General features: G+C 61.8%; 20 protein-coding genes. 17 read left to right on the forward strand and 3 right to left on the reverse strand.

Going from position 1 to position 25,291, the window contains the following annotated elements:
- Positions 1–3: 3 nt before the first annotated feature.
- The gene (locus AB7813_RS02605) at positions 4–702 is read left to right on the forward strand and encodes an ABC transporter ATP-binding protein (protein ID WP_068730961.1); all 699 of its coding nucleotides are present in this window, start codon (positions 4–6) and stop codon (positions 700–702) included.
- A 59-nt stretch (positions 703–761) separates the two neighbouring features.
- On the opposite strand, the gene AB7813_RS02610 is transcribed toward AB7813_RS02605, so the two are convergent.
- A complete protein-coding gene (locus AB7813_RS02610; RefSeq protein WP_175367092.1) occupies positions 762–1,061 on the reverse strand; it encodes a DUF3551 domain-containing protein in 300 nt (99 codons plus the stop codon).
- A gap of 714 nt (positions 1,062–1,775) precedes the next feature.
- Between AB7813_RS02610 and dnaE the strand changes: the two genes are divergently transcribed.
- The 15 genes from dnaE (at position 1,776) to lpxB (ending at position 20,350) form a co-directional block, all read left to right on the forward strand.
- The gene (gene dnaE, locus AB7813_RS02615; protein ID WP_089264548.1) at positions 1,776–5,258 is read left to right on the forward strand and encodes a DNA polymerase III subunit alpha; all 3,483 of its coding nucleotides are present in this window, start codon (positions 1,776–1,778) and stop codon (positions 5,256–5,258) included.
- A 201-nt stretch (positions 5,259–5,459) separates the two neighbouring features.
- On the forward strand, positions 5,460–6,452 hold the full coding sequence (locus AB7813_RS02620) for a 30S ribosomal protein S2 (protein ID WP_068730869.1): 993 nt from the start codon (positions 5,460–5,462) through the stop codon (positions 6,450–6,452).
- A gap of 200 nt (positions 6,453–6,652) precedes the next feature.
- Positions 6,653–7,576 carry a translation elongation factor Ts gene (gene tsf, locus AB7813_RS02625; RefSeq protein WP_093758766.1) on the forward strand — a complete coding sequence of 308 codons (924 nt, stop codon included), beginning with the start codon at positions 6,653–6,655 and terminating at the stop codon, positions 7,574–7,576.
- A 67-nt stretch (positions 7,577–7,643) separates the two neighbouring features.
- Positions 7,644–8,360 (forward strand): UMP kinase, encoded by a 717-nt coding sequence (gene pyrH / locus AB7813_RS02630; RefSeq protein ID WP_068730867.1) that lies wholly within the window; start codon positions 7,644–7,646, stop codon positions 8,358–8,360.
- 70 nt (positions 8,361–8,430) lie between these two features.
- Entirely contained in the window at positions 8,431–8,988 is a 558-nt protein-coding gene (frr, locus tag AB7813_RS02635; RefSeq protein ID WP_374725665.1) for a ribosome recycling factor, read from the forward strand.
- Between the two features lie 90 nt (positions 8,989–9,078).
- Positions 9,079–9,834, forward strand: a complete 756-nt coding sequence (locus AB7813_RS02640) for an isoprenyl transferase (protein ID WP_068730865.1) — start codon at positions 9,079–9,081, stop codon at positions 9,832–9,834.
- A gap of 5 nt (positions 9,835–9,839) precedes the next feature.
- Entirely contained in the window at positions 9,840–10,550 is a 711-nt protein-coding gene (locus AB7813_RS02645; RefSeq protein WP_439064617.1) for a phosphatidate cytidylyltransferase, read from the forward strand.
- A gap of 4 nt (positions 10,551–10,554) precedes the next feature.
- A complete protein-coding gene (gene dxr, locus AB7813_RS02650; RefSeq protein WP_093758765.1) occupies positions 10,555–11,778 on the forward strand; it encodes a 1-deoxy-D-xylulose-5-phosphate reductoisomerase in 1,224 nt (407 codons plus the stop codon).
- Positions 11,779–11,821: 43 nt separating this feature from the next.
- Complete coding sequence (rseP, locus tag AB7813_RS02655; RefSeq protein WP_439063766.1) at positions 11,822–12,973, forward strand: RIP metalloprotease RseP; 1,152 nt, start codon at positions 11,822–11,824, stop codon at positions 12,971–12,973.
- 173 nt (positions 12,974–13,146) lie between these two features.
- Positions 13,147–15,705, forward strand: coding sequence for an outer membrane protein assembly factor BamA (gene bamA / locus AB7813_RS02660; RefSeq protein WP_439063767.1), 2,559 nt, complete (start codon positions 13,147–13,149; stop codon positions 15,703–15,705).
- A gap of 32 nt (positions 15,706–15,737) precedes the next feature.
- Entirely contained in the window at positions 15,738–16,823 is a 1,086-nt protein-coding gene (gene lpxD / locus AB7813_RS02665) for a UDP-3-O-(3-hydroxymyristoyl)glucosamine N-acyltransferase (protein WP_439063768.1), read from the forward strand.
- Positions 16,820–17,299, forward strand: coding sequence for a 3-hydroxyacyl-ACP dehydratase FabZ (fabZ, locus tag AB7813_RS02670; RefSeq protein WP_068730861.1), 480 nt, complete (start codon positions 16,820–16,822; stop codon positions 17,297–17,299). The genes lpxD and fabZ overlap by 4 nt, the downstream gene beginning before the upstream one ends.
- Positions 17,300–17,490: 191 nt before the next feature.
- On the forward strand, positions 17,491–18,294 hold the full coding sequence (lpxA, locus tag AB7813_RS02675; protein WP_439063769.1) for an acyl-ACP--UDP-N-acetylglucosamine O-acyltransferase: 804 nt from the start codon (positions 17,491–17,493) through the stop codon (positions 18,292–18,294).
- Positions 18,295–18,317: 23 nt separating this feature from the next.
- Positions 18,318–19,199: an LpxI family protein gene (locus AB7813_RS02680; protein WP_089264538.1), complete on the forward strand. Its 882-nt coding sequence runs from the start codon at positions 18,318–18,320 to the stop codon at positions 19,197–19,199.
- Positions 19,196–20,350: a lipid-A-disaccharide synthase gene (gene lpxB, locus AB7813_RS02685; RefSeq protein WP_439063770.1), complete on the forward strand. Its 1,155-nt coding sequence runs from the start codon at positions 19,196–19,198 to the stop codon at positions 20,348–20,350. The genes AB7813_RS02680 and lpxB overlap by 4 nt, the downstream gene beginning before the upstream one ends.
- Before the next feature lie 92 nt (positions 20,351–20,442).
- On the opposite strand, the gene gltA is transcribed toward lpxB, so the two are convergent.
- Both gltA and gltX read right to left on the reverse strand, forming a co-directional pair.
- Positions 20,443–21,747: a citrate synthase gene (gene gltA, locus AB7813_RS02690; protein WP_089264726.1), complete on the reverse strand. Its 1,305-nt coding sequence runs from the start codon at positions 21,745–21,747 to the stop codon at positions 20,443–20,445.
- Positions 21,748–21,901: 154 nt separating this feature from the next.
- Entirely contained in the window at positions 21,902–23,326 is a 1,425-nt protein-coding gene (gene gltX / locus AB7813_RS02695) for a glutamate--tRNA ligase (RefSeq protein ID WP_175367087.1), read from the reverse strand.
- 199 nt (positions 23,327–23,525) lie between these two features.
- Between gltX and AB7813_RS02700 the strand changes: the two genes are divergently transcribed.
- Complete coding sequence (locus AB7813_RS02700) at positions 23,526–25,196, forward strand: glutamine--tRNA ligase/YqeY domain fusion protein (RefSeq protein ID WP_439083580.1); 1,671 nt, start codon at positions 23,526–23,528, stop codon at positions 25,194–25,196.
- The last annotated feature ends 95 nt before the right edge of the window (positions 25,197–25,291 follow it).

Below are 25,291 nucleotides of genomic sequence, written 5' to 3' on the forward strand. Positions count from 1 at the left end.
GATATGGCGCAAGGGGCAGATGATGTACCGGTGGTCTATCTCCACGACATCAAGCGGCAATACACCCAGGGCGAAAGCGTTCTGACCATTCTCGACAATGCCAAGCTGGCATTGTGGGCGGGGCAGTCTGTCGCGCTGGTGGCGCCGTCCGGCTCGGGCAAGTCGACGCTGCTGCATATTGCCGGCCTGCTCGAGAGCCCGGATGACGGCGAGGTCTATGTCGGCGGCACCGCGACCTCGGGCCTGTCGGACACCGAGCGCACCCAGATCCGCCGCACCGATATCGGCTTCGTCTACCAGTCACATCGGTTGCTGCCGGAATTCACCGCGCTGGAAAACGTCATGCTGCCGCAGATGATCCGTGGCTTGAAGCGCTCCGAGACGGTCGCCCGCGCCAAGGAAATCCTGGCCTATCTGGGTCTGGCCGAACGCATCACCCATCGCCCTGCGGAGCTGTCGGGCGGCGAGCAGCAACGCGTTGCGATTGCCCGCGCGGTGGCCAATGCACCGCGCGTGTTGTTTGCCGACGAGCCGACGGGCAATCTCGATCCGCACACCGCGGATCACGTCTTCAAGGCGCTGATGCAGCTGGTGAAGGCGACCAAGGTGGCGATGCTGATCGCGACCCACAACATGGAACTGGCCGGCCGTATGGATCGGCGGGTGTCGCTGGAAAACGGCAAGGTCGTCGAACTCGACTGACCCCGCCACTCGTTTCATTTGAGAGGGAAAAAGCGAGGCGCCGCGGACGGCGCCGTCGCTCAGTAGCTGCTCTTACGCTTGCGCTTCACGCGCGGCTGCTGCGGCGCGTAGGTCTGCGCATAGGCCAGCGCCGGATTGGCAAAGCAGGTCAGGCCGATGCCCGATGCCGTCGCGGCGCACTGCGCATAGGTGCGGTAGCTGCAGTCGTCGTCATCATAGAGGGAGCGCATGCAGAACGGATAACCGCTCGGCGTGTTGAACGAGAACGGGCCGGGATCGGTGCGCTGTGCTGCGGCGGGCGTAACGGTGAGGGCCGAGAGGGCGCCGAGGGCGACCAGAGCAAGCAGGGCTGCGCGCATCGAATTCTCCTGCCGACTCAGATGGCCGGCTGCATGTGATCTCTGACCGGCACAAAGCCGGTCCGAGAGGTATTCGTCAACTCACAAAGCCGGATTCCGCTCCGCATCTGGCGCCGGAAACATGCCGTAACAGGGCTTGTTCGGCACAGGCGACGCAATACGGCGCAGGTGATTCCGGCGAGGAGGGAATTGGCTCGCTGGGCGCAAAGCGTGCCGGCTCGCCGTCTTAACCATTCGGAATATGAGGCGCGACGCGCCCGGATCGGCTGCTTGACTCAGGAACAGAATGAGAACAGTGTTCTTCATATGTTCCAGAGATCACGGAGGCCACCATGTTGAAGACCTTTGTTGAAGAAGCCGCTGCACTGGCATCGATCGTTCTGTTCGTCGGCATGATCGCAGTTTGGGCGCAACTGATCCCCCAGCTGTGATCCTGCTCCCGGACGCTGGCTGCGAAGCTGGCGCCGGAACACCGGGGAAGCACTCTCCGGCGGATACGGGAACGCTCCCGGGGAATGACAAGTATTCCCTAGGAAATGACAGGCATTCCCTTGGGAATGCGGGGACGCTTCCGGGCCCGAGCGGGTTTCACATGGACTTGGCCGGGGGCAGGCATCACCATAGGGCAGCGAGTCGGCCTGAACAGGCTGCCGCGATCCCCAGTGTCGATGACTGCCCAGATCGGGCGCTGCAAAGTCCGGAACGCCCCACGCCATGAGTCAGAAGCCCGCCGCCGCGTCGAATGCCGGATTTGTCCATCTGCACGTGCATTCGGCCTATTCGCTGCTGAAGGGCTCGATCAAGATCCAGAAACTGGCGGAACTGGCGAAGGCCGACCACCAGCCGGCGCTGGCGCTGACCGACAGCGACAACATGTTTGGCGCGCTGGAATTCTCCGAGAAGCTGGTGGGCTACGGCATTCAGCCGATCACCGGCTGCGAGGTCGCCATCGATTTCGGCGACCAAGATCCCAACGCCCGTAACGCGCTGAACGCCGTGATGCCGCGCATTGTGCTGCTGGCCGCCAAGGAGCGCGGCTATCAGAGCCTGATGAAACTCAACTCGCGCGCGTTTCTGGAAACCCCGGTCAATCATGCGCCCCACATCAAGCTGGAATGGCTGCTGGAGGAAACAGAAGACCTGATCGCGTTGAGTGGCGGTCCTGACGGTCCGATCAATCAGGCGCTGCTTGCCGATCAATCCGCGCTTGCCGCTGCGCGTTGCGACCGACTCGCATCGCTATTCGGCGATCGGCTCTACATCGAACTGCAGCGTCATGGCGCAGAGAAGGAGCGCCGCGCCGAAGCGGGTTTGATAGACTTGGCTTACGCCAAGGGTCTGCCGCTGGTGGCGACCAACGAGCCGTACTTTGCTGCGGCCGACGATTACGAGGCCCATGACGCACTGCTGTGCATTGCCGGCGGCAGGATCATTGCCGAAACGGACCGCGAGCAGCTCACCACCGATCATCGTTTCAAGACCCGCGCCGAAATGGCGGTTCTGTTTGCCGACATTCCCGAGGCATTGGCATCAACCGTCGAAATCGCCGAGCGCTGCTCGTTCCGGCCGAAGACACGCAAGCCGATCCTGCCGCGCTTCACGGTCGGTGCCGGCAGTAACGCCGAAGGCGCGGCCCAGGAGGAATCCGACGAGTTGCGCCGTCAGGCCGAGGAGGGGCTGCGCAAGCGTCTCGAGATCCACGGCGTGTCACAGGGCAAGAGCGAGGAGGAATACCACGCGCGGCTCGACTTCGAACTTAACGTCATCTCCCGCATGAACTATGCGGGTTACTTCCTGATCGTGTCCGACTTCATCAAATGGGCGAAAGCACAGGGCATTCCGGTGGGGCCGGGCCGCGGTTCGGGCGCCGGCTCGCTGGTCGCCTGGGTCTTGACCATCACCGATCTCGATCCCTTGCAGTTCAATCTTCTGTTCGAACGCTTCCTCAATCCGGAACGCGTCTCGATGCCGGACTTCGACATCGACTTCTGCCAGGATCGTCGCGGCGAGGTGATCTCCTATGTGCAGCAGCGCTACGGCCGCGATCAGGTCGCACAGATCATCACCTTCGGTACGCTGCAGGCGCGCGGCGTGTTGCGCGACGTCGGCCGTGTGCTGCAGATGCCCTATGGCCAGGTCGACAAGCTGACCAAGCTGGTGCCGCAAAATCCTGCGGCCCCTGTGACCTTGGCTGCGGCGATCGAAGGCGAGCCGAAGCTGCAGGCGCTCCGCGACGAGGATCCAATCGTCGCCAAAGCCTTCGATATCGCCCAGCGTCTCGAGGGCCTGACGCGCCACGCTTCGACCCACGCCGCAGGCATCGTGATTGGCGACCGGCCGCTGTCGCAGCTCGTGCCGATGTATCGCGATCCAAAATCGGACATGCCGGTCACCCAGTTCAACATGAAATGGGTTGAGCCAGCAGGTCTCGTGAAGTTCGACTTCCTCGGCCTGAAGACGCTGACGGTGCTCGATGTCGCCGTGAAGCTACTCAAGCAGCGCAATATTGACGTCAATCTTGCGACCACGCCGATTACCGACGCCAAGAGCTACGAGATGCTGGCGCGCGGTGAAGTGGTCGGCGTGTTCCAGGTGGAAAGCCAGGGCATGCGGCGCGCGCTCGTGGACATGCGGCCCGACCGTTTCGAGGACATCATCGCGCTCGTCGCGTTGTATCGTCCGGGCCCGATGGCGAACATCCCGACCTATTGCGCGCGCAAGCATGGCGATGAAGAGCCGGAATATCTGCATCCGATCATCGAGCCGATCCTGAAGGAAACTTTCGGCGTCATCATCTATCAGGAACAGGTGATGCAGATCGCGCAGGTCATGGCCGGCTATTCGCTCGGTGACGCCGACCTGCTGCGCCGCGCGATGGGCAAGAAGATCCGCGCCGAAATGGAAAAGCAGCGCGAGATCTTCGTTGCAGGCTCTGTCAAGAACGGCGTGCCGAAGGGGCAGGCCGATACGATCTTCGATCTGCTGGCAAAATTCGCCGACTATGGCTTCAACAAGAGCCACGCGGCGGCCTATGCCCTGGTGTCGTATCACACCGCCTATATGAAGGCGCATTATCCGGTGGAGTTCATTGCGGCGTCGATGACGCTCGACATGGGCAACACCGACAAGCTGTCGGAATTTCGCGCCGAGGCGCAGCGGCTCGGTATCAAGGTCGAGGCGCCAAACATCAATCGTTCGGGCGTCACCTTCGAGGTCAGCGACAACACGATCTATTATGCGCTGGCCGCGTTGAAAGGCGTCGGCGCTGGCGCCGTCGAGCTGATCGTCGCCGAGCGCAACAAGAATGGTTTGTTCACGTCGCTTGCCGACTTTGCGTCGCGCGTGAGCCCACGCGCCGTCAACAAGCGCATCATCGAAACACTCGCTGCGGCCGGCGCCTTCGATACGCTCGATCCACATCGTGCCCGCGTGCATGGCGGCGCGGATGCTATTTTGGCCGCCTGCCAGAGCGCCCACGTGGATACGACAATCGGTCAGGGAAACATGTTTGGCGGCGCGGCCGATGCGCCGACCATCATGCTGCCGCAGATCGACAACTGGCTGGCGGCGGAGAAGCTGCGCAAGGAATACGACGCTATTGGCTTCTTCCTGTCCGGCCATCCGCTCGATGACTATGCGACCGCCCTGAAGCGACTGCGGGTGCAGAGTTGGGCCGAGTTCTGCCGCGCGGTCAAAACCGGCGCTACGGCGGGCAGGGTGGCGGCTACCGTCGTGTCCCGCATGGAGCGGAGGACCAAGACCGGCAACAAGATGGGCATCATGGGTCTGTCCGACCCGACCGGCCATTTCGAGGCGGTGCTGTTCTCCGAAGGGCTCGCCCAATACCGCGACGTGCTGGAACCAGGTACCGCGGTGCTGCTGCAACTCGGTGCCGAACTCCAGGGCGAGGACGTTCGGGCCCGGGTTCTCCATGCGGAACCTCTGGATGCCGCCGCTGCCAAGACCCAGAAGGGGCTCAGGGTGACCATGAAGGACACCAAGGCACTGGATTCGCTGGTAAAACGCCTCCAACCGCAGCCGAGCAATGCCGCCGGTGGAGGCGACGTCTCGCTGATCCTGCGCCTCGACCTGCAAACCGAGGTCGAATTCAAGCTCGAAGGCCGGTTCCAGGTGTCCCCGCAGATCGCCGGAGCCATCAAGGCGGTTTCCGGGGTGGAAATGGTCGAAACGCTTTGAGCTGGCAACCCGCGCGGTAAACCGGCCGAAGCCACCAGATTTCCTTGCTTATCCCGGGAATCCGGCTATAAGCCGGCCCATCTCACACGGAAGCATGGCTTAATCGCCGTCCGGTGGCATCCGGGCTGCACGGCAGAATCCTCTGCCCGAACGCTCGTTTGCTCACACGCTTCCGGAGGAAACAACCGGAGAATTGATACTATGGCACTACCCGAATTTTCTATGCGTCAACTGCTCGAAGCTGGCGTCCACTTTGGCCACCAGTCGCATCGCTGGAATCCGAAGATGGCGAATTACATCTTCGGCGCACGCAACAACATCCACATCATCGACCTCGCGCAGACCGTGCCGTTGCTGCACACCGCGCTGAAGGCTGTGAGCGACACCGTCGCCAAGGGCGGCCGCATCCTGTTCGTCGGCACCAAGCGCCAGGCGCAGGACGTCGTTGCCGAAGCTGCGAAGCGCTCGGCGATGTACTTCGTCAATTCGCGCTGGCTCGGTGGCACCCTGACCAACTGGAAGACCATCTCCGGTTCGATCAAGCGTCTGCGTCACCTCGACGAAGTGCTGAACTCCGGCGACGCGTCGGCCTACACCAAGAAGGAGCGTCTGACGCTGCAGCGCGAGCGCGACAAGCTCGATCGCTCGCTGGGCGGCATCAAGGACATGGGCGGTCTGCCCGACCTGATCTTCGTGATCGACACCAACAAGGAAGACATCGCGATCCAGGAAGCCCAGCGTCTGGGTATCCCTGTCGCGGCGATCGTCGACACCAACTCGGATCCGAAGGGCATCACCTATGTTGTCCCGGGCAACGACGACGCCGGCCGTGCGCTGTCGCTGTATTGCGATCTGATCGCACGCGCTGTCATCGACGGCATCTCGCGTGCCCAGGGCGACTCGGGCTTCGATATCGGTGCATCGGCTGCCCCGGTGGCTGAGGCCATCCCGGCTCCGGAAGCAGGCTTCCAGGGCCTGGCCGGTCCGCGCGGCACCGCCGACGATCTCAAGAAGCTCACCGGCGTATCCGGTGCGATCGAGAAGAAGTTCAACGACCTCGGCATCTTCCACTACTGGCAGCTGGCCGAACTCGATCACGACACCGCCCACAAGATTGGCGAAGAAGTTGGTCTTCCGGCCCGTGCCGACGGCTGGGTCGCCCAGGCCAAGGGTCTGACGGCGGAAGCTGAGTAACGCGCAGGCGTGATCCCGGAACCGGTGTCCCGGTTCCGGACAAAATCATGCCGATGCGACAGCCAAGAAACTATTGTGCGGCCGTCATCCCGGCCGCACTTTCCATCTCTACACTTCTCTCGATGATAGTTCCTGCGGCGTAACGCGATTGACCAGCACCGGCTGGCTCGCAGGCGCCCTGACAGGCAAAGGGTTCAACGATGGCAACGATTACTGCAGCGATGGTCAAGGACCTCCGCGAAACCACCGGCGTCGGCATGATGGATTGCAAGAACGCACTGGCTGCCAATGACGGCGACATGCAGGCGTCAATCGACTGGCTGCGCGCGAAGGGTCTGTCCAAGGCCGCCAAGAAGGCTGACCGCGTCGCGGCCGAAGGCCTGATCGGCGTTCTCACTGCCGGCAACAAGGGCGTCGTGGTCGAAGTCAATTCCGAGACCGACTTCGTCGCGCGCAACGATCAGTTCCAGGGCCTGGTCAAGATGATCGCCCAGGTCGCGCTCAAGGTCGGCTCCGATGTTGAGGCCATCAAGGCGCACAAGGTTGGCGACGTCACTGTCGAGACCGCGATCACCGAGGCCATCGCCACCATCGGCGAAAACATGACCCTGCGCCGCGCCGCGACGCTGGAAGTCTCGGCCGGCGTCGTGTCGAGCTACGTGCATAACGCCGTGATCGAAGGTCTCGGCAAGATGGGCATCATCGTCGCGCTGGAATCCACCGGCAAGGCTGACGAGCTCGCCACCCTCGGCAAACAGATCGCGATGCATGTCGCTGCTGCCAATCCGCAGGCGCTGGACTCCGCCGGCCTCGATCCGGCCGTCGTTGCTCGCGAGAAGGAAGTGATGGCGGACAAGTATCGCCAGCAGGGCAAGCCGGATGCGATGATTGAGAAGATCGTCGAGAACGGCCTGAAGACCTATTACAAGGAAGTCTGCCTGCTGGATCAGGCCTTCATCCACGACACCGGTAAGTCGGTGGCGCAGGCCGTCAAGGAAGCCGAAGGCAAGGTTGGCGCGCCGATCAAGCTCGCTGGCTTTGTGCGCTACGCGCTCGGCGAAGGCATCGAGAAGCAGACTTCGGACTTCGCTGCCGAAGTTGCCGCCGCCAGCGGCCAGAAGTAAGACGAATTGGAATACCTCCCGGCGATCTACGCCGGGAGCTGCCGCCTCGAAAGGAAGCGATCGCATCATGGGTGAGCCGCTCTATCGTCGCGTCGTGATCAAGGTCTCGGGTGAGTCTTTCGCCGGAGGCCAGTCATTCGGTATCGATCAGCCGACCATCGACCGCATCGCCGTCGATCTCATTGCAGCCCAGAAACTTGGTGTCGAAGTCGCGGTCGTCGTCGGTGGCGGCAATATTTTCCGCGGCGTCGAAGTCTCCTCGCGTGGTGTGTCGCGCCCGACCGGCGATAGCATGGGCATGCTCGCTACCGTTATGAACTGCCTGGCACTGGAAGCTGCGATCGAGCGCCACGCCGTGCCGGCCCGCACGCTGTCGGCGATGGTGATGCCGCAGGTCTGCGAACTCTTCACACGTGCTGCCGCACACAAATACCTGTCCGAGGGCCGGATCGTGCTGCTGGCCGGCGGTACCGGCAATCCGTTCTTCACCACCGACACGACCGCAGTGTTGCGCGCTGCCGAGATCGGCGCATCGGCCGTGCTGAAGGCGACCAATGTGGACGGCGTGTACAGCGCCGATCCAAAGAAGGATCCTAACGCGACGCGCTTCGAGCGTCTCAGCCATTCGCAGGCGGTGGAGGGGAACTACAAAGTCATGGATGCGACGGCTTTCGCGCTTGCCCGCGAGACCTCGCTGCCTATCATTGTGTTCTCGATCGCCGAACCGGGTTCGATCGGCGCCATTTTGACTGGTACTGGCCGCGGCACCATCGTCGCGGGCTGATTTTAGACGGGTTCGGAGCGCCATACCCGCTTCGCACCAGCAGGATACAAGGGAGAGCTGCATGGCCACCATGGCCCCATTCGACATCAACGACCTCAAGCGCCGTATGCAGGGCTCGACCCAGTCGCTGAAGCATGAGCTTGGCGGCTTGCGCACCGGACGTGCGGCAGCCTCGATGCTGGAGCCGGTCCAGGTGGAAGCCTATGGCAGCCACATGCCGCTGAACCAGGTTGCGACCGTCAGCGTTCCCGAGCCGCGCCTGCTGTCGGTGCAGGTTTGGGACAAGTCGATGGTCAAGGCGGTGGAAAAGGCGATCGTCGATTCCAATCTCGGCCTTAGCCCGGCAACCGAAGGCCAGATTCTGCGGCTACGCATTCCCGAATTGAACACCGAGCGCCGCAAGGAACTCGTGAAGGTCGCGCATAAATATGCCGAGGCAGCCAAGGTCGCCGTGCGCCACGTCCGCCGCGACGGTCTCGACATCATCAAGAAGCTCGAGAAGGCTCACGAGATTTCCGAGGACGACCAGAAGCGCCACGATACCGAAGTGCAGAAGGTCACGGACAGCATAATCGCTGAAATCGATCAGTTGCTGGCGGCTAAGGAAAAGGAAATCATGACGGTTTAAGCGTCAGAAGCCGCTTTTAAGCTGTTGAAAAGCGTATGGTCCGCAAATTGGTCACATATGTGCCGGACCATAGGCTGGGGATTTTAATCGATGTCGAATGCCGCCGCGCCCGCAAATGATGGATCGGACCGATCCACGCCTTTGCATGTCGCGATCATCATGGACGGCAATGGGCGCTGGGCTGCAGCGCGGGGGCTTCCGCGCGCCGAAGGCCATCGCCGCGGCGTCGAGGCACTTCGCCGTGTGGTGCGGGCATCCAACGAACTCGGCATCCAGTATCTGACGATCTTCTCGTTCAGCTCCGAGAACTGGTCGCGGCCCGCATCCGAGATCAGCGATCTGTTCGGCCTGCTGCGTCGCTTCATCCGCAACGACCTTGCCACCCTGCATCGCGACGGCGTGCGGGTCCGTGTGATTGGAGAGCGCCAGGGTCTCGATTCCGATATCGCGTCATTGCTGAAAGAGGCCGAGGACCTGACGCGGGGCAACACTCAGCTCAATCTCGTGGTCGCCTTCAACTACGGCTCGCGGCACGAGATCGCCACGGCAGCGCAGCGCCTTGCGCGCGAGGTTGCCGAGGGCAAGCGGACGCCCGAAAGCATCAATGTCGATACGCTCGGCCAGTATCTCGACGCGCCTGATATTCCGGACCCGGACCTGATCATCCGCACGTCGGGTGAACAGCGGCTATCGAACTTCCTGATGTGGCAGGCTGCCTATAGCGAGTTCGTATTCGTGCCGATCCACTGGCCGGATTTCGATAAGGCCGCGCTGGAAAGCGCCATTGCCGAATATGCCCGCCGCGAGCGGCGCTTCGGTGGTCTCGCCGCGAAAACCGGTTCGTGACCGGCGTGCCCCAGGACGACAGCACGCCGAAGCAGGCGGATGACCGGGGGCTGCGCAATCTCTTGATGCGCATCCTGGCCGCGCTGGTGCTGATCCCCGTCGCGATTTTCGCCGCCTATACCGGTGGCTGGCTGTGGTTCGGCCTCGTGACGCTGGTGTCGGTTGGTCTCTTCCTGGAATGGCGGACCATTGTCGGCAATCATGTCGGCTGGATTGGGCTCGGCGTCGTCTATGCCTTGGCTGCGTTTGCGGCGTCCATTGTCGTGCGCCTCGATCCTGTCTGGGGCTTCTCGGCCCTGATGTTCATTCTGTTGGTGGTCTGGATGACCGATATCGGCGGCTATTTCGCCGGGCGCGGCATCGGCGGCCCGAAACTGTGGCCGCGCGTCAGTCCGAAGAAGACATGGGCCGGCGCTATCGGCGGTTTTGTTCTCAGCCTTGCTGTGGCTGCCGGTTTTGCCATGAATGGTTTGGGCAGCCTGCTGCCGCTGCTCATGATCGCAACCGTGCTGACGGTGCTGTCGCAACTTGGTGATCTCTTCGAGTCCGCAGTGAAGCGCAAATTCGGCGTCAAGGACTCCAGCCAGATCATTCCTGGCCATGGCGGTCTGCTGGATCGCCTGGATGGCTACGTGTTCGCGGTGGTTGCTGCCGCGGTGATCGGTCTTTTACGCGGCGGCGCAGATGGCGTCGGCCGCGGTCTTATGGTTTGGTGATTTGATGAGCGCTGTTCCCCTGCGAAATAACAAGCCCGCCGCGTCCAGTCTGCGCAGCATCACTGTCCTCGGTGCGACCGGTTCGATCGGCGACAGCACCATGGATCTGCTACGAGCCTCGCCCGAGCGGTACCAGGTGGAGGCTTTGACGGCGAACGGGAACGTCGAAGGCGTAGTCAAGCTGGCCAAGGAGTTCAACGCGCGCTTCGTGGCCGTCGCCGATGAATCCAAGCTGGACGAACTTCGCGCGGCACTCGCCGGCACCGGCATCGCCAGCGGGGCAGGGGATAGCGCGATCGTCGAGGCTGCGGAGCGGCCGGCCGACTGGCTGATGGCCGCCGTGTCAGGCGCCGCCGGCTTAAAGCCCGCGCTCGCCGCCGTTGATCGCGGTGCCACCGTTGCACTGGCCAACAAGGAATGCCTCGTTTGCGCCGGCGATTTCTTCATGGATCGCGCCGCCAAGGCCGGCGCCTGCATCCTGCCGGCGGACAGTGAGCACAATGCGCTGTTCCAGGCGCTGGCTTCCGGCAGCCGCGAGGAACTGACCCGCGTCATCATCACCGCCTCGGGCGGACCGTTCCGCACCTGGGCTGCTGCCGATATCGAGCAGGCAACGCTGGCGCAGGCGCTGAAACATCCGAACTGGTCGATGGGGCAGAAGATTACCATCGACTCCGCGTCGATGATGAACAAGGGTCTCGAAGTGATCGAGGCGTCCTATCTGTTCGCGCTGGCGCCGGACGAAATCGACGTGCTGGTGCACCCGCAGTCGATCATCCACGGCATGGTGGAGTTCCGCGATTATTCTGTCATGGCGCAGCTCGGTTCGCCCGACATGCGCACGCCGATCGCGCATTGCCTGGGTTGGCCGGACCGCATTCCGGGCCGGGCGGCGCCGCTCGACCTTGCCAAGATCGGGTCGCTGACCTTCGAGGCACCGGATTACGCGCGCTTTCCTGGCCTGAAGCTGGCCTATGACGCGCTGCGCACCGGCAGCGGTGCGACCACCGTCTACAACGCGGCCAACGAGATTGCCGTGGCTGCCTTCACCGCCCAGAAGATCCGCTTTGGCGCCATTGCACGGCTGGTCGAAGCCACCATGAATGAATGGGTGCGGGCAGGGAATTTGGCGCCGTTGTCGTCGGCGGATGACGCCATCGCTGTTGACCATAAAGCGAGAAAAATGGCTGCCACCCTCTTGCCTCAAATTGCCGCAAAGGCATCCTAGAGCATTGGGGACGAGGCCTTTGGCCTCGCGTTAGGGGATCGGGATGCTTGAGTTTTTCCAACATAGTTTCAATACGTTAAGCCACGGCTTTATCGGCTATATCATCCCCTTTCTGTTTGTCCTGACGATCGTGGTGTTCTTCCACGAACTCGGCCACTTCCTGGTCGCCCGCTGGAACGGCGTTAAGGTCCTAACGTTCTCGCTCGGCTTCGGTCCTGAACTCGCCGGCTTCAACGATCGCCATGGCACGCGCTGGAAGATTTCCGCGATTCCGCTTGGCGGCTACGTGAAGTTCTTCGGCGACGAGAGCGAAGCCTCGACCCCCTCAAGCGCCGCGCTGGAAGGCATGACGGCGGATGAGCGCAAGGGCAGCTTCCATCACAAGCGGGTTGGCCAGCGTGCGGCCATCGTGGCTGCTGGTCCGATCGCCAACTTCATCCTCGCGATCGTCATTTTCACCTGCCTGTTCACGTTCTTTGGCAAGCCGAGCACGACCGCCAAGGTCGACAGCATTCAGGCGGGCAGCGCGGCCGAGAAGGCTGGGTTCCAGTCGGGCGACATCATCAAGGCCATCGATGGCAAGGTCATTGGCAGCTTCTCTGACATGCAGCGCATCGTCGGCACCAAGGCTGGCGAGCAGCTGGCCTTCAGCGTCAAGCGCGGCGAAGCCACGGTTGAGCTGAAGGGCACGCCAGAACTTCGCGAAGTCAAAGACAGCTTCGGTAACGTCCATCGTCTCGGCGTCCTCGGCATTACCCGCGCGACAGCGGCTGGCGAAGCGACCACCGAGCGGGTCAATCCGGCGACCGCTTTCGTGCTGGGCGTCAAGGAAACCTGGTTCGTCGTGGACCGCACCATCGCCTATATCGGCGGTGTATTCACCGGACGCGAGGCGGCCGACCAGATCGGCGGTCCGATGCGAATCGCCCAGATCTCGGGGCAGGTTGCGACAATCGGCCTGACCGCCCTGATTCACCTGGCGGCGGTTCTGTCGATCTCGATCGGCCTTCTCAACCTGTTTCCGGTGCCACTTCTCGATGGCGGTCATCTTTTGTTCTATGCCGTCGAAGCCGTTCGTGGGCGTCCGCTGTCGGAGCGCGCGCAGGAGATGGGCTTCCGCATTGGCCTCGGTTTAGTGCTGATGTTGATGGTATTTGCGACCTATAACGACATTCTTCACCTGGCTTCGTCATGATCGAGGCTGGGGGTAACGTGGCCGATGGGCAACGTCTTGGAATGAAATTAGAATTGCAGCGCGAAAGGTCGTTTGCCAGTCAGGTAAAATTGGCTACAAGCTGGGCCACTAAAGGGATTCTGTCAGACCGTAGGGGTGCGGGCTGGCGATGGAATGATAAGGGCGCTTTGCGCATGATTTTTGGTTTGCGGGGTTTCCGGGGCGGCCTTCTTGCTGCTTCGATCTTGGTCGCCATGCCGGTCGCCGTTACAGCGACTGCTGCGCTCGTTTCTTCGACTGCCGTGGCTCAGACCGCCGCTTCGATTGTTGTTGAAGGCAATCGTCGCGTGGATGTGGAGACCATCCGCTCCTATTTCCGTCCGGGCCCGAGTGGCCGGCTGGATCAGGGCACCATCGATGACGGCCTCAAGTCGCTCATCGAGACCGGCCTGTTCCAGGATGTGAAGATCAATCAGGCCGGTGGCCGTCTGGTCGTCAGCGTCGTCGAAAACCCGGTCATTGGCCGTGTCGCCTTCGAAGGTAACAAGAAGGTCAAGGACGACCAGCTGAACGCCGAAGTGCAGTCGAAGCCGCGCGGGACGCTGTCGCGCCCGATGGTGCAGGCAGACGCGCAGCGCATCTCCGAAATCTATCGTCGCTCCGGCCGTTATGACGTCAGCGTCGTTCCGGAATTCATCGAGCAGCCGAACAACCGCGTCGACCTGATCTTCACGATCAACGAAGGTGCGAAGACCGGCGTGAAGTCGATCCAGTTCATCGGCAACAACTATTACTCGTCCTACCGCCTCAAGGACGTCATCAAGACCCGTGAATCGAATCTCCTGAGCTTCCTGGCTTCGGGCGATATCTATGATCCGGACCGTATCGAAGCCGATCGCGACCTGATCCGCCGCTATTACCTGAAGAACGGCTTCGCCGACGTTCAGGTCGTCGCCGCGCTCACCGAGTACGACCCGAACCAGAAGGGCTTCCTGGTCACCTTCAAGATCGAAGAAGGCCAGCAGTACCGCGTGTCGTCGGTCGACTTCTCGTCCACCATTCCGCAGTTCGATCCCAACTCGCTCCGCAGCTTCTCGCGCGTTGGCGTCGGTTCGCTCTACAACGCGGAAGCGCTGGAGAAGTCGGTCGAGGAAATGCAGATCGAAATGTCTCGCCGCGGCTACGCCTTTGCCGTCGTGCGTCCGCGTGGCGATCGCAATTTCGAATCTCACACCGTCACCATCGGTTTCACGGTGGAAGAGGGCCCGCGCGTCTATATCGAGCGTATCAATGTGCGCGGCAACACGCGTACCCGTGACTATGTCATTCGCCGCGAATTCGATCTGGCAGAAGGCGACGCTTACAACCGCGCGCTGGTTGATCGTGCCGAACGCCGCCTGAAGAACCTCGACTTCTTCAAGAGCGTGAAGGTGACGACCGAGCCTGGTTCATCCAGCGATCGCGTGATCCTGGTTGTCGATCTGGAAGAAAAATCCACCGGCGACTTCTCGGTCTCGGGTGGTTACTCGACCACCGACGGTGCACTCGGCGAAGTCAGCGTCTCGGAACGTAACTTCCTCGGTCGTGGCCTGTTTGCCAAGGCGTCGGTCCAGTATGGCCAGTATGCCCGTGGCTACTCGCTGTCCTTCGTCGAGCCTTACCTGCTCGACTACCGCGTGGCCCTTGGCCTCGATTTCTATCAGCGCGAGCAGCTGTCCAACAGCTACATTTCGTACAACACCAAGACGCTAGGCTTTAGCCCGCGTCTCGGCTTCCAGCTGCGTGAAGATCTCGCGCTGCAGCTGCGCTACTCCGTCTATCAGCAGGAGATTTCGCTCCCGGCGACGTTGAGCAACTGTAACAACCTGCCTGGCAGCCCGACAGCGACCAATACGCCTGGCTATCTGAATTCGTTGTTTGGCAACGGCTTCGTTAACGCGGCCAATTCCGGAACTTGGGGCTGTTACGCCGATGGCGAGTCGTCGCTGCCGGTTCGCCGCGAATTGGCCAGTGGCAAGACGCTGACCTCGGCACTCGGCTACACGCTGAACTACAACACCCTCGACAACAACAAGAACCCGACCGACGGTCTGTTCCTGGAGTTCAAGCAGGACTACGCTGGCGTCGGCGGCGACGTGACCTACCTCAAGACCACGATCGATGCGAAATACTATACCCCGTTGGTGGCCGACATCGTTGGTTTGCTGCGTGTCCAGGGCGGTATGCTGAACAAGGTCGGCGAAGACATCCGCATGCTGGATCACTTCCAGATGGGTCCGAACCTGGTGCGTGGTTTCGCGCAGAACGGTATCGGTCCGCGTGACATCAGCTACGTTGCGCTGGGATCCTACGGTGACGCGCTTGGCGGCACGAAGTATTGGGGTGCTTCGGCCGAATTGCAGATGCCGTTCTGGTTCCTGCCCAAGGAAGTCGGCATCAAGGGCGCGGTTTATGCCGATGCTGGCGGCCTCTGGGATTATCAGGGACCGACGACTTGGGCGCAGACGGGTGAACTGCAATCGTTCAAGGCTGGAAGCATGCCTGGCGTTTGCGCTCCGGCATCCCAGACGTCGGTCGGTAACTGCAGCGGTATGACCTATGACGACGGCAATGTCGTCCGGTCGTCGGTCGGTGTGGGCCTGATCTGGCAGTCGCCGTTTGGTCCGCTGCGCTTCGACTACGCAGTGCCGATCACCAAGGGCGCCTATGATCGCGTGCAGCAGTTCAAGTTCGGCGGCGGAACTTCGTTCTGAGTTTGATCTCCGGCCGGACCGCGACGGGTGGAATGGTTCTGCCGACGTTCTTCAAGCAATCGCCTTCGTTGACGCTGGCTGAAATAGCCGCGTCAACGAAGGCACGACTGGTCGACCCGACGCGGGCCGACCAGGTCGTGACTGGCGTAGCCTCGCTCGACGAGGCCGGCCCCCATCACCTGACCTTCTTCGAAAATCTCCGCTACATCGACCAGCTCACCCACACCAAGGCTGGTGCCTGCCTGGTCAGCGAGAGCTTCAAGGGCGATATTCCGGCTCACGTGGCGGTGCTGCGCGCCAAGCGGCCATTTGCGGCTTTCGTGGAATTGGCGCGTGAACTGCACGCGGACACGCTGCGTCCGGTCTCCGGCTTTGACATTACTGGCATCGCCGCATCCGCCGTCATCCATCCCTCTGCTCAGCTCGAGGATGACGTTACGGTAGATCCGCTGGCCGTGATCGGCCCGGACGTGGAGATCGGTTCCGGCACCGTCATCGGCTCGGGCGCGGTGATCGCGGCCGGGGTCAAGATCGGCCGCGATTGCAATATCGGCGCTGGCAGCACGCTGCAGTTCACACTGATCGGCAACAACGTACTCGTTCATCCCGGCTGCAAGTTCGGCCAGGACGGCTTTGGCTTCGTATTCGGCCGGGACAAGCACATCAAGGTCCCGCAGACCGGTCGTGTCCTGATCCAGAACGACGTCGAGATCGGCGCCGGCACCACCATCGACCGCGGCAGCCTGCGCGATACCGTGATTGGCGAGGGGACCAAAATCGACAATCAGGTCCAGATCGGCCACAATGTGACAATTGGACGGCACTGTGTGATCGCTGCGAAATGTGGCCTTGCAGGCAGCCTGACCATCGGCGACAACGTCGCGCTGGGCGCCATGGTGGGCCTCAACAATCACATTACGATTGGCGATGGCGCGCAGGTCGCCGCAATGGCCGGAGTGAAAGACAGCATTCCGCCGCGCGCGCGGTGGGGTGGCATCTTTGCCCGGCCGACGAAGCAATGGTTCCGCGAGATCCTCGCGGTTGAGAAACTCGCCCGCGAGAGCATGCCGGGAACGGATGCGGCGACGCAGGATACGAAAGACGAGGGGCGGGAATGAGCCAGGATTTACCAAGCGATGGCGCATCGCCGATCATCATCGAGACGGTTGACATCAACACTATCCTCAAGACCCTTCCGCATCGCTATCCGTTTCTTCTGATCGATCGTGTCGTCAACATCCGCAAGGACTTCAGCGGCATTGGTATCAAGAACGTCACGATCAACGAGCCGGCATTCCTCGGGCATTTCCCTGATCGCCCGGTCTATCCCGGCGTGTTGATGATCGAAGGCATGGCGCAGACAGCGGGCGTGATCGGCATCTCGTCCGTCGAAGGCACCGAGAAGCCGCGTGCGGTGTATTTCCTCACCATCGACAAGTGCAAGTTTCGCAAGCCGGTGATGCCTGGCGATACGATCGAATATCATCTGCACCTGATCGGCCGGAAAAAGGCGATGTGGTGGTTCCATGGCGATGCCAAAGTAAATGGCAAGGTCGTCGCCGAGGCCGATGTCGGTGCAATGCTGACAGACTGATTGGCACCTACCTGAACGCGCATGATGCCATCGAAGACCTCGATGGCATCATGCGTTTGTAAGTCATGGTATGAGACGTGTCGTAACAGATCGCAATCAGACGTCACTGGACAGGCTCGGGAACCCACGTTAACCAACGGAAAAACCTAGATATTTGTAGGCAGCTTGATGGCTGGGATTGGACTGTTTCGATGAGCAAGATCGACCCGACGGCGCGGATCGAGGATGGTGCTGTCATTGGCGAGGGCGCCGAAATCGGACCCTTCTGCATTATCGGACCGCATGTCACGATCGGTGCAGGCACAAAGCTGCTGTCGCATGTCAACGTGACGGCGCAGACGAGCATCGGCGAGAACTGCACAATCTATCCGTTCGCGTCATTAGGCACGCCCCCGCAGTCGCTCAGCTACAAGGGAGAACTGACCAGGCTGACCATCGGCAATGGCTGTACCATCCGCGAGTCCGTGACCATGAATGCGGGCACTGTCGCCGGTGGCGGCATTACGTCGGTGGGCGATCGCGGCTACTTCATGAACTGCGCCCATGTCGGCCATGACTGTCACGTCGGCAACGACGTGATCTTCGCGACCTCGGCGACGCTTGGCGGTCATTGCGAGATCGGCGATTTCGTTTTCATGGGCGGGCTGTCGGCCGTGCACCAGTTCACCCGCATTGGCTCCCAGGTCATGGTCGGCGGCATCTGCGGCGTGCGCGGTGACATCATCCCGTTCGGGCTTGTGAATGGTCAGTATGCGGCGCTGGAAGGCCTCAACATCATCGGCATGAAGCGCCGCAAGTTCACCAAGGAGCGCGTCGCCGCCGTGCGCTCGTTCTATCAAAAGCTGTTCCATGGCGCGGGCGTCTTCGCCGAGCGGCTTGAGCGCGTGCAGCCCTTGGCAAATGACGATCCGGCGATTGCAGAAATCCTGACATTCATCGCCGGCGCCAAGCACCGCGCGCTGTGCCTGCCCGAGGATAGCAAGAGCAGTTCCTGAATTCGAGTATCGCGGGGCGAAGCATGACTGACCAGGCTCAAATACAGCACCCGCAATCACATCCGCCGATAGGCTCGCCGTTCGGCATCATCGCCGGCGGCGGCTCGTTGCCCTTCGCTGTCGCGGACTCGCTGCAGGCGCGTGGCATCAAGCCTGTCGTGTTCGCGCTGAAGGGGTTCTGCGATCCGGCGCTGGTGGCGCGATTTCAGCACCACTGGATTCCCATCGGCCAGTTCGGCCGTTTGCTGAAGCTGATGCGCAGCGAAAATTGCCGGGATCTCACGTTCATCGGCACGCTGGTACGGCCGGCAATCTCCGAGATCAGGCTGGACTGGGCAACGCTTCGCGTGATGCCGAAAGTGTTTCGCGCGTTTCGCGGCGGTGACGATCATTTGCTGACGAGTATCAGCCGCCTGTTCGAGCATGAAGGTTTTCGTCTGCTGGGGATCAAGGACGTCGCGTCCGATGTGCTGATGCCGGAAGGCAGCGTGACGCGTGCCGTACCGGATCAAGATGCTGAAGCCGATATCGCGCGTGGGCGCGACGTCTTGCGCGCCTTGAGCCCGTTCGATATCGGCCAGGCGACCGTGGTGATCGACGGCCATGTGGTGGGGATCGAGGATATCGAAGGCACCGATGGATTGCTGGCCCGCGTGGCGCTCTTGCGTGAGCAGGGACGTATTCGCGCCAAGGCAGGGCGGGGTGTACTGGTGAAGGCGCCGAAGAGCGGTCAGGATCTGCGTTTCGATCTGCCGACATTGGGACCGCGGACCATCGAGCGTGCTGCCGCTGCGAAGCTCGCCGGCATCGCCATCGTCGCAGGCAATACGATCGTCGCCGAACCGCAGCAGATGATTGTCGCTGCCGATGCCGCAGGTCTTTTCGTAACGGGACTTCCGACGTGACGGAGACGATCTATCTCATCGCCACCGAAGAATCCGGCGACCGTCTCGGCTCCGCGCTGATGAAGGTGCTACGCCAGCGGCTCGGCGACGATGTGCGCTTCGAAGGCGTTGGTGGTTCGTCGATGGCACGTGAAGGTCTGCAGTCACTGTTCCCTATCGAAGAGCTTTCCATCATCGGCCTTGCCGCCGTCCTACGGAAGTTGCCGTCGATCCTGAAGCTCATCACGCTCGCGACCGAGGACGTCTTGCGGGCCAGACCCGACGTGCTGGTCATCATCGACAGCCCGGACTTCACCCATCGCGTCGCCAAGCGTGTGCGCCAGCGCGATCCCTCCATTCCCGTCGTCAACTATGTGTCGCCAACGGTGTGGGCGTGGCGGCCGGGGCGCGCGAAGGCGATGCGTGCTTATGTCAACCATGTGCTGGCGCTGCTGCCATTCGAGCCGGAGGCGCATCGGCGGCTCGGTGGTCCACCATGCACCTATGTCGGTCATCCCCTGATCGAGCAGATCGATGCGCTGCGTCCTAATGCGGAAGAGCAGGCGCGTCGCGAAACGAAGCCGCCGGTGCTGCTGGTGCTGCCGGGTAGCCGTCGGAGCGAGATCCGTCATCACATGGCGACCTTTGGTGCCACGCTCGATCTGCTGCAAAAGCAGGGCACGCAATTCGAACTGATCCTGCCGACCATGCCGCATCTCGTCGAGGTCATCGCCGAAGCGCTCAAGGCGTGGCCGGTGCAGCCGCGAATCGTTGTGGGCGAAACAGAGAAGCGCGCCGCGTTCCGCATCGCGCATGCGGCCTTTGCCAAATCGGGGACGGTGACGCTGGAGCTTGCCTTGTCGGGCGTGCCGATGGTCACCGCCTACAAGGCCGGCAGTGTCGAGGCCTGGATCATCCGCCGCCGCATCACATCATCGTCGGTCATCCTAGCCAATCTGGTGATCGGCGAGAACGTCATTCCGGAGTTCATCCAGGAAGACTGCACGCCGGAGAAGCTCGCGGCGTCGTTGCAAGAGGTGCTGGCAGACACACCCATGCGGCGCCGTCAGATTGAAGCCCTGGCGCGGCTCGACGGGATCATGGCGACGGGCGAAGCGTCGCCGAGCGTCGGTGCGGCCAATGTCGTGCTGGCTACGATGCGGAAGAGTTGAAGACCTCAATTCAAGAGATTGCAGCGAAATAAACAAAAACGGCGGATCTTGCGATCCGCCGTTTTGATTTTCGCACTCTGCGAAACGAGGTCTTAGGCGCGCTTGGCGATATCTACGTAATCGCGGCGGGCAGCACCCGTGTAGAGCTGGCGCGGACGACCGATCTTCTGCTGCGGATCGCCGATCATCTCGCTCCACTGGCTGATCCAGCCAACGGTGCGGGCAACCGCGAACAGCACGGTGAACATCGAGGTCGGGAAGCCCATCGCCTTCAGCGTGATGCCCGAATAGAAATCGACATTCGGATACAGCTTGCGGTCGATGAAGTACTGGTCCGACAGCGCGATCTTCTCGAGCTCCATCGCAACGGCGAGCATCTCGTCGCCACCGTGACCGGTTTCCTTGAGAACCTCGTGGCAGGCCTGCTGCATCAGCTTGGCGCGCGGATCGTAGTTCTTGTAGACACGGTGACCGAAGCCCATCAGGCGGACGCTGGAATTCTTGTCCTTCACCTTGGCGATGAATTCCGGAATCTTGTCGACGGTGCCGATCTCGGCGAGCATCTGCAATGCGGCTTCGTTGGCGCCGCCATGCGCCGGACCCCACAGGCAGGCGATGCCGGCGGCGATGCAGGCGAACGGATTGGCGCCCGATGAGCCGGCGATGCGGACCGTTGAGGTCGATGCGTTCTGCTCGTGGTCGGCGTGCAGCGTGAAGATCTTGTCCAGCGCCTTGGCGAGCACCGGATTGACCTTGTACTCCTCGCACGGCACGGCGAAGCACATCTTCATGAAGTTCGCTGCGAAATCGAGCGAGTTGGTCGGATACACGAAGGGCTGACCGATCGTGTACTTGTAGGCCATCGCCGCGAGCGTCGGGATCTTGGCGATCATGCGGATCGACGCGATGTCGCGCTGCTTCGGATCGTTGATATCAGTTGAGTCGTGGTAGAAAGCGGCGAGGGCGCCAACCGATGCGACCATCACGGCCATCGGATGCGCGTCGCGGCGGAAGCCCTGAAAGAAGCGGCTCATCTGGTCGTGAACCATGGTGTGGTTCGTGACCAATGCGTCGAACTTTGCCTTCTGCGCCTTGGTCGGGAGTTCCCCGTATAGCAGCAGATAGCAGGTCTCGAGGAAGTCGCCCTTCTCGGCGAGCTGCTCGATGGGGTAGCCGCGGTATTCGAGGATACCGGCATCGCCATCGATATAGGTGATCTTGGACTGGCAGCTGCCCGTCGAGGTGAAGCCGGGATCGTAGGTGAACATCCCGGACTGGGCGTAGAGCTTGCCGATGTCGATGACATCAGGGCCGACGGTCCCGCTGTGGATCGGCAGTTCGAAGCTCTTGCCGTCGACTGTCAGCGTTGCGGATTTGGTATTGGTTTTTGCGTCCATCGCGTGGTCCCCGATGAGATCGTTGAGGGGCCGGCAAGCCACCGACATTTCAGGAGAAATGGGGAGGCTAGCCGGGAATTCCAGAGCATTCGCCAGAATGCGTAGCGTATTGCTGTGTGCGCTGCAAGGCGGGCAAAAGCAGCCTACAGCTATGCTAAATAGATGCCTGATCGGCGAGCCGGTCCAGGCATTCCTGCCGTCCCAATACCGCCAGAACATCGAAAATGCCGGGCGATGTGGTCTTGCCGGTCAGCGCCACGCGAAGCGGTTGCGCAACCCCGCCAAGCTTGATGCCAGCTTCCTCGGCAAAGGCGCGGGTGGCGGCTTCGGCATTTGCTGCGGTCCAGTCGGTGACGGCTTCCAGTGCCGTGCGCAACTTGCCAATCAACACACGGGTTTCCGGCGTCAGCGCGGCCTGCGCCTTCGGCTCCATCGCCAGTGGGCGATCGGCAAAGATGAAATTGGCGCCGTCGATCAGTTCGATCAGCGTCTTGGCGCGTTCCTTCAGGCCGGGCATGGCGCGCAACAGCTGGGCGCGCGTGGTGTCGTTGAGCTTCGCCTTCAGTTCGGGGCCGCCGGGCACGTAATTCAGCACGTCCTCGAACATGGTCACGAGGGATTGATCGTCGGTGTGACGGATGTAGTGACCGTTGAGATTTTCGAGCTTGGCGAAATCGAAGCGCGCGGCGGAACGGCCGATCCCCGACAGGTCGAAGGCGTCGATCATCTCCTGGGTCGAGAAGATTTCCTGATCGCCATGGCTCCAGCCGAGGCGTACCAGGTAATTCCGCAGGGCAGCCGGCACATAGCCCAGCGCGCGATACGCTTCGACGCCGAGCGCACCGTGGCGCTTCGAGAGTTTCGAACCATCAGGCCCATGGATCAGCGGAATATGCGACATGCTGGGCACGGTCCAGCCGAGCGCGTCGTAGATCTGCTTCTGGCGCGCGGCGTTGATCAGATGATCGTCACCGCGGATCACGTGCGTCACGCCCATGTCATGGTCGTCGACGACCACCGCCAGCATATAGGTCGGATTGCCGTCGCCACGCAGCAGCACGAGGTCGTCGAGATTTTCGTTCTGCCAGACCACACGACCCTGTACCTGATCCTCGATCACGGTCTCGCCGGTGAGCGGCGCCTTCAGGCGGATCGTCGGTTTGACGTCGGGGCGCGGATCCGACGGATCACGGTCGCGCCACAGTCCGTTATAGAGCTTGGACTTGCCCTCGGCGCGGGCGGTCTCGCGCATCTGTTGCAGTTCCTCGGCGCTGGCATAGCAGTAATACGCCTTGCCCTCGGCGAGCAGCTGTTCGGCGACTTCGCGGTGCCGGCCGGCACGGGCAAACTGGAAGACGGTGTCGCCATCCCATTCGATGCCCAGCCACTTCAACCCGTCGATAATGGCGTCGATCGCGGCATCCGTTGAACGCTCGCGGTCCGTATCCTCGATCCGCAGCAGCATCTTGCCGCCGGTCTTTTTGGCATAGAGCCAGTTGAACAGCGCGGTGCGTCCACCGCCGATATGGAGGAAGCCGGTCGGCGAGGGGGCGAAACGGGTAACGACGGGAGCGGTCATATCAGCGGGTTCGATCGAGTTCGGTGTGAGTGTTGGCGGGCGTTTATCACAACGACAGGGCGCTGTCTCACGGCGAATAAACGCGGATTTGGGGCCGGAACCGCATCGGAAAAGGCCCTTTCGCGGGACCCGGCCCCTGATCCGGCCTTGGCGCGGCCTTCCGGATTTGGCACATAGGGCGCAGCTTGAAAGGCAGCAAATGACAGACGAATCGGTATCCGACGCAGGCCGTGACTTCATCCGCGACATCGTTGCGGCGGACCTGCAATCCGGCAAACACAAGAGCGTGGTGACGCGCTTTCCGCCGGAGCCCAACGGCTACCTGCATCTCGGCCATGCCAAGTCGATCTGCCTGAATTTCGGCGTCGCCGAGGAATTCGGCGGTCACTGCAACCTGCGTTTCGACGACACCAATCCGACCAAGGAAGAGCAGGAATATATCGACGCCATCCAGCGCGATGTGCGCTGGCTCGGCTTCGAGTGGGGCGAGGGCAACCTGCATTACGCCTCGGACTATTTCGAGCAGCTCTATGACTGGGCGGTACTTCTGATCCGCGCGGGCAAGGCCTATGTCGATGACCAGTCGCAGGAAGAAATCCGCTTTAAGCGTGGCACCCTGACGGAGCCCGGCCAGAACAGCCCGTTCCGCGATCGCCCGGTCGACGAGAACCTCGATCTGTTCGCGCGGATGCGCGCCGGCGAATTCCCGAACGGCGCCCGCGTGCTGCGCGCCAAGATCGACATGTCGTCGGGCAACATCAACCTGCGCGATCCCGTGATCTATCGCATCCTGCATGCGCACCATCCGCGCACGGGCACCGCTTGGAGCATCTATCCGAGCTACGACTTCGCGCACGGCCAATCCGACGCCATCGAACACGTGACGCATTCGATCTGCACGCTCGAATTCGAGGATCACCGGCCGCTTTACGACTGGTGCCTGGAAAATCTGCCGGTGCCATCGCGGCCGCATCAGTATGAATTCGCGCGCCTCAACATGACCTACACGCTGCTGTCGAAGCGCGTGCTGACCGAACTTGTCCGCGGCGGCCATGTCACCGGCTGGGACGATCCACGGATGCCGACGCTGGCCGGCCTGCAGCGCCGCGGCATTCCTGCCGAAGCACTGCGCGAATTCGTCAAGCGCATCGGTGTCGCCAAGGCCAACTCGACCGTCGATATCTCGATGTTCGATTTCGCCGTGCGCGAGACACTGAATCGCACGGCGCAGCGCCGCATGGCGGTGCTGAAGCCGCTGAAGGTGGTGATCGAGAACTACCCGGAAGGACAGACCGAGCAGCTCGAAGCCATCAACCATCCCGATGATGCGTCGCTCGGCAACCGGCAGATTTCATTCGGCCGCGAGCTCTACATCGAGCATGACGACTTCATGGAAGAGCCGCCGAAGAAGTTCTTCCGCATGGCGCCGGGCCGCGAGGTCCGCTTGCGTTACGGCTATTTCATCACCTGCAAGGACGTGATCAAGAACGCTGCCGGCGAGGTGGTCGAACTGCGCTGCACCTATGATCCGGAAACCCGGGGCGGCAATGCGCCGGACGGCCGCAAGGTCAAGGCGACGATCCATTGGGTGAGCGCTGCAGATGCCGTGCAGGCGGAAGTGCGCGTTTACAATCAGCTGTTCGCCGATCCGCAGCCCAATGCGACCGAGTTCGCATCGCAGCTCAATCCGGACTCGCTGGAGAAGCTGACCGGCGCCATGCTTGAGCCAGCGCTGGCGAGCGACAACACAAGCGATGTCGTGCAGTTCGAGCGCCAGGGTTATTTCTGTCGCGACAAGGATTCAGCGCCGGGCAAGCTGGTCTTCAACCGTACCGTCGGTCTGCGCGACAGCTACGCCAAGCTCGCTTGAGCAACCCTAGGGATTAGTTTTCGTATTCTGCATCCGTTCCGCTAGCCGCCGCTTGCCCTTCCGATAGCATTCGGAAGGACAAGCTTGGCGTGCGG

The sequence above is a fragment of the Tardiphaga sp. 20_F10_N6_6 genome, from assembly GCF_052076045.1.
Taxonomy (GTDB): Bacteria; Pseudomonadota; Alphaproteobacteria; order Rhizobiales; family Xanthobacteraceae; genus Tardiphaga; species Tardiphaga robiniae.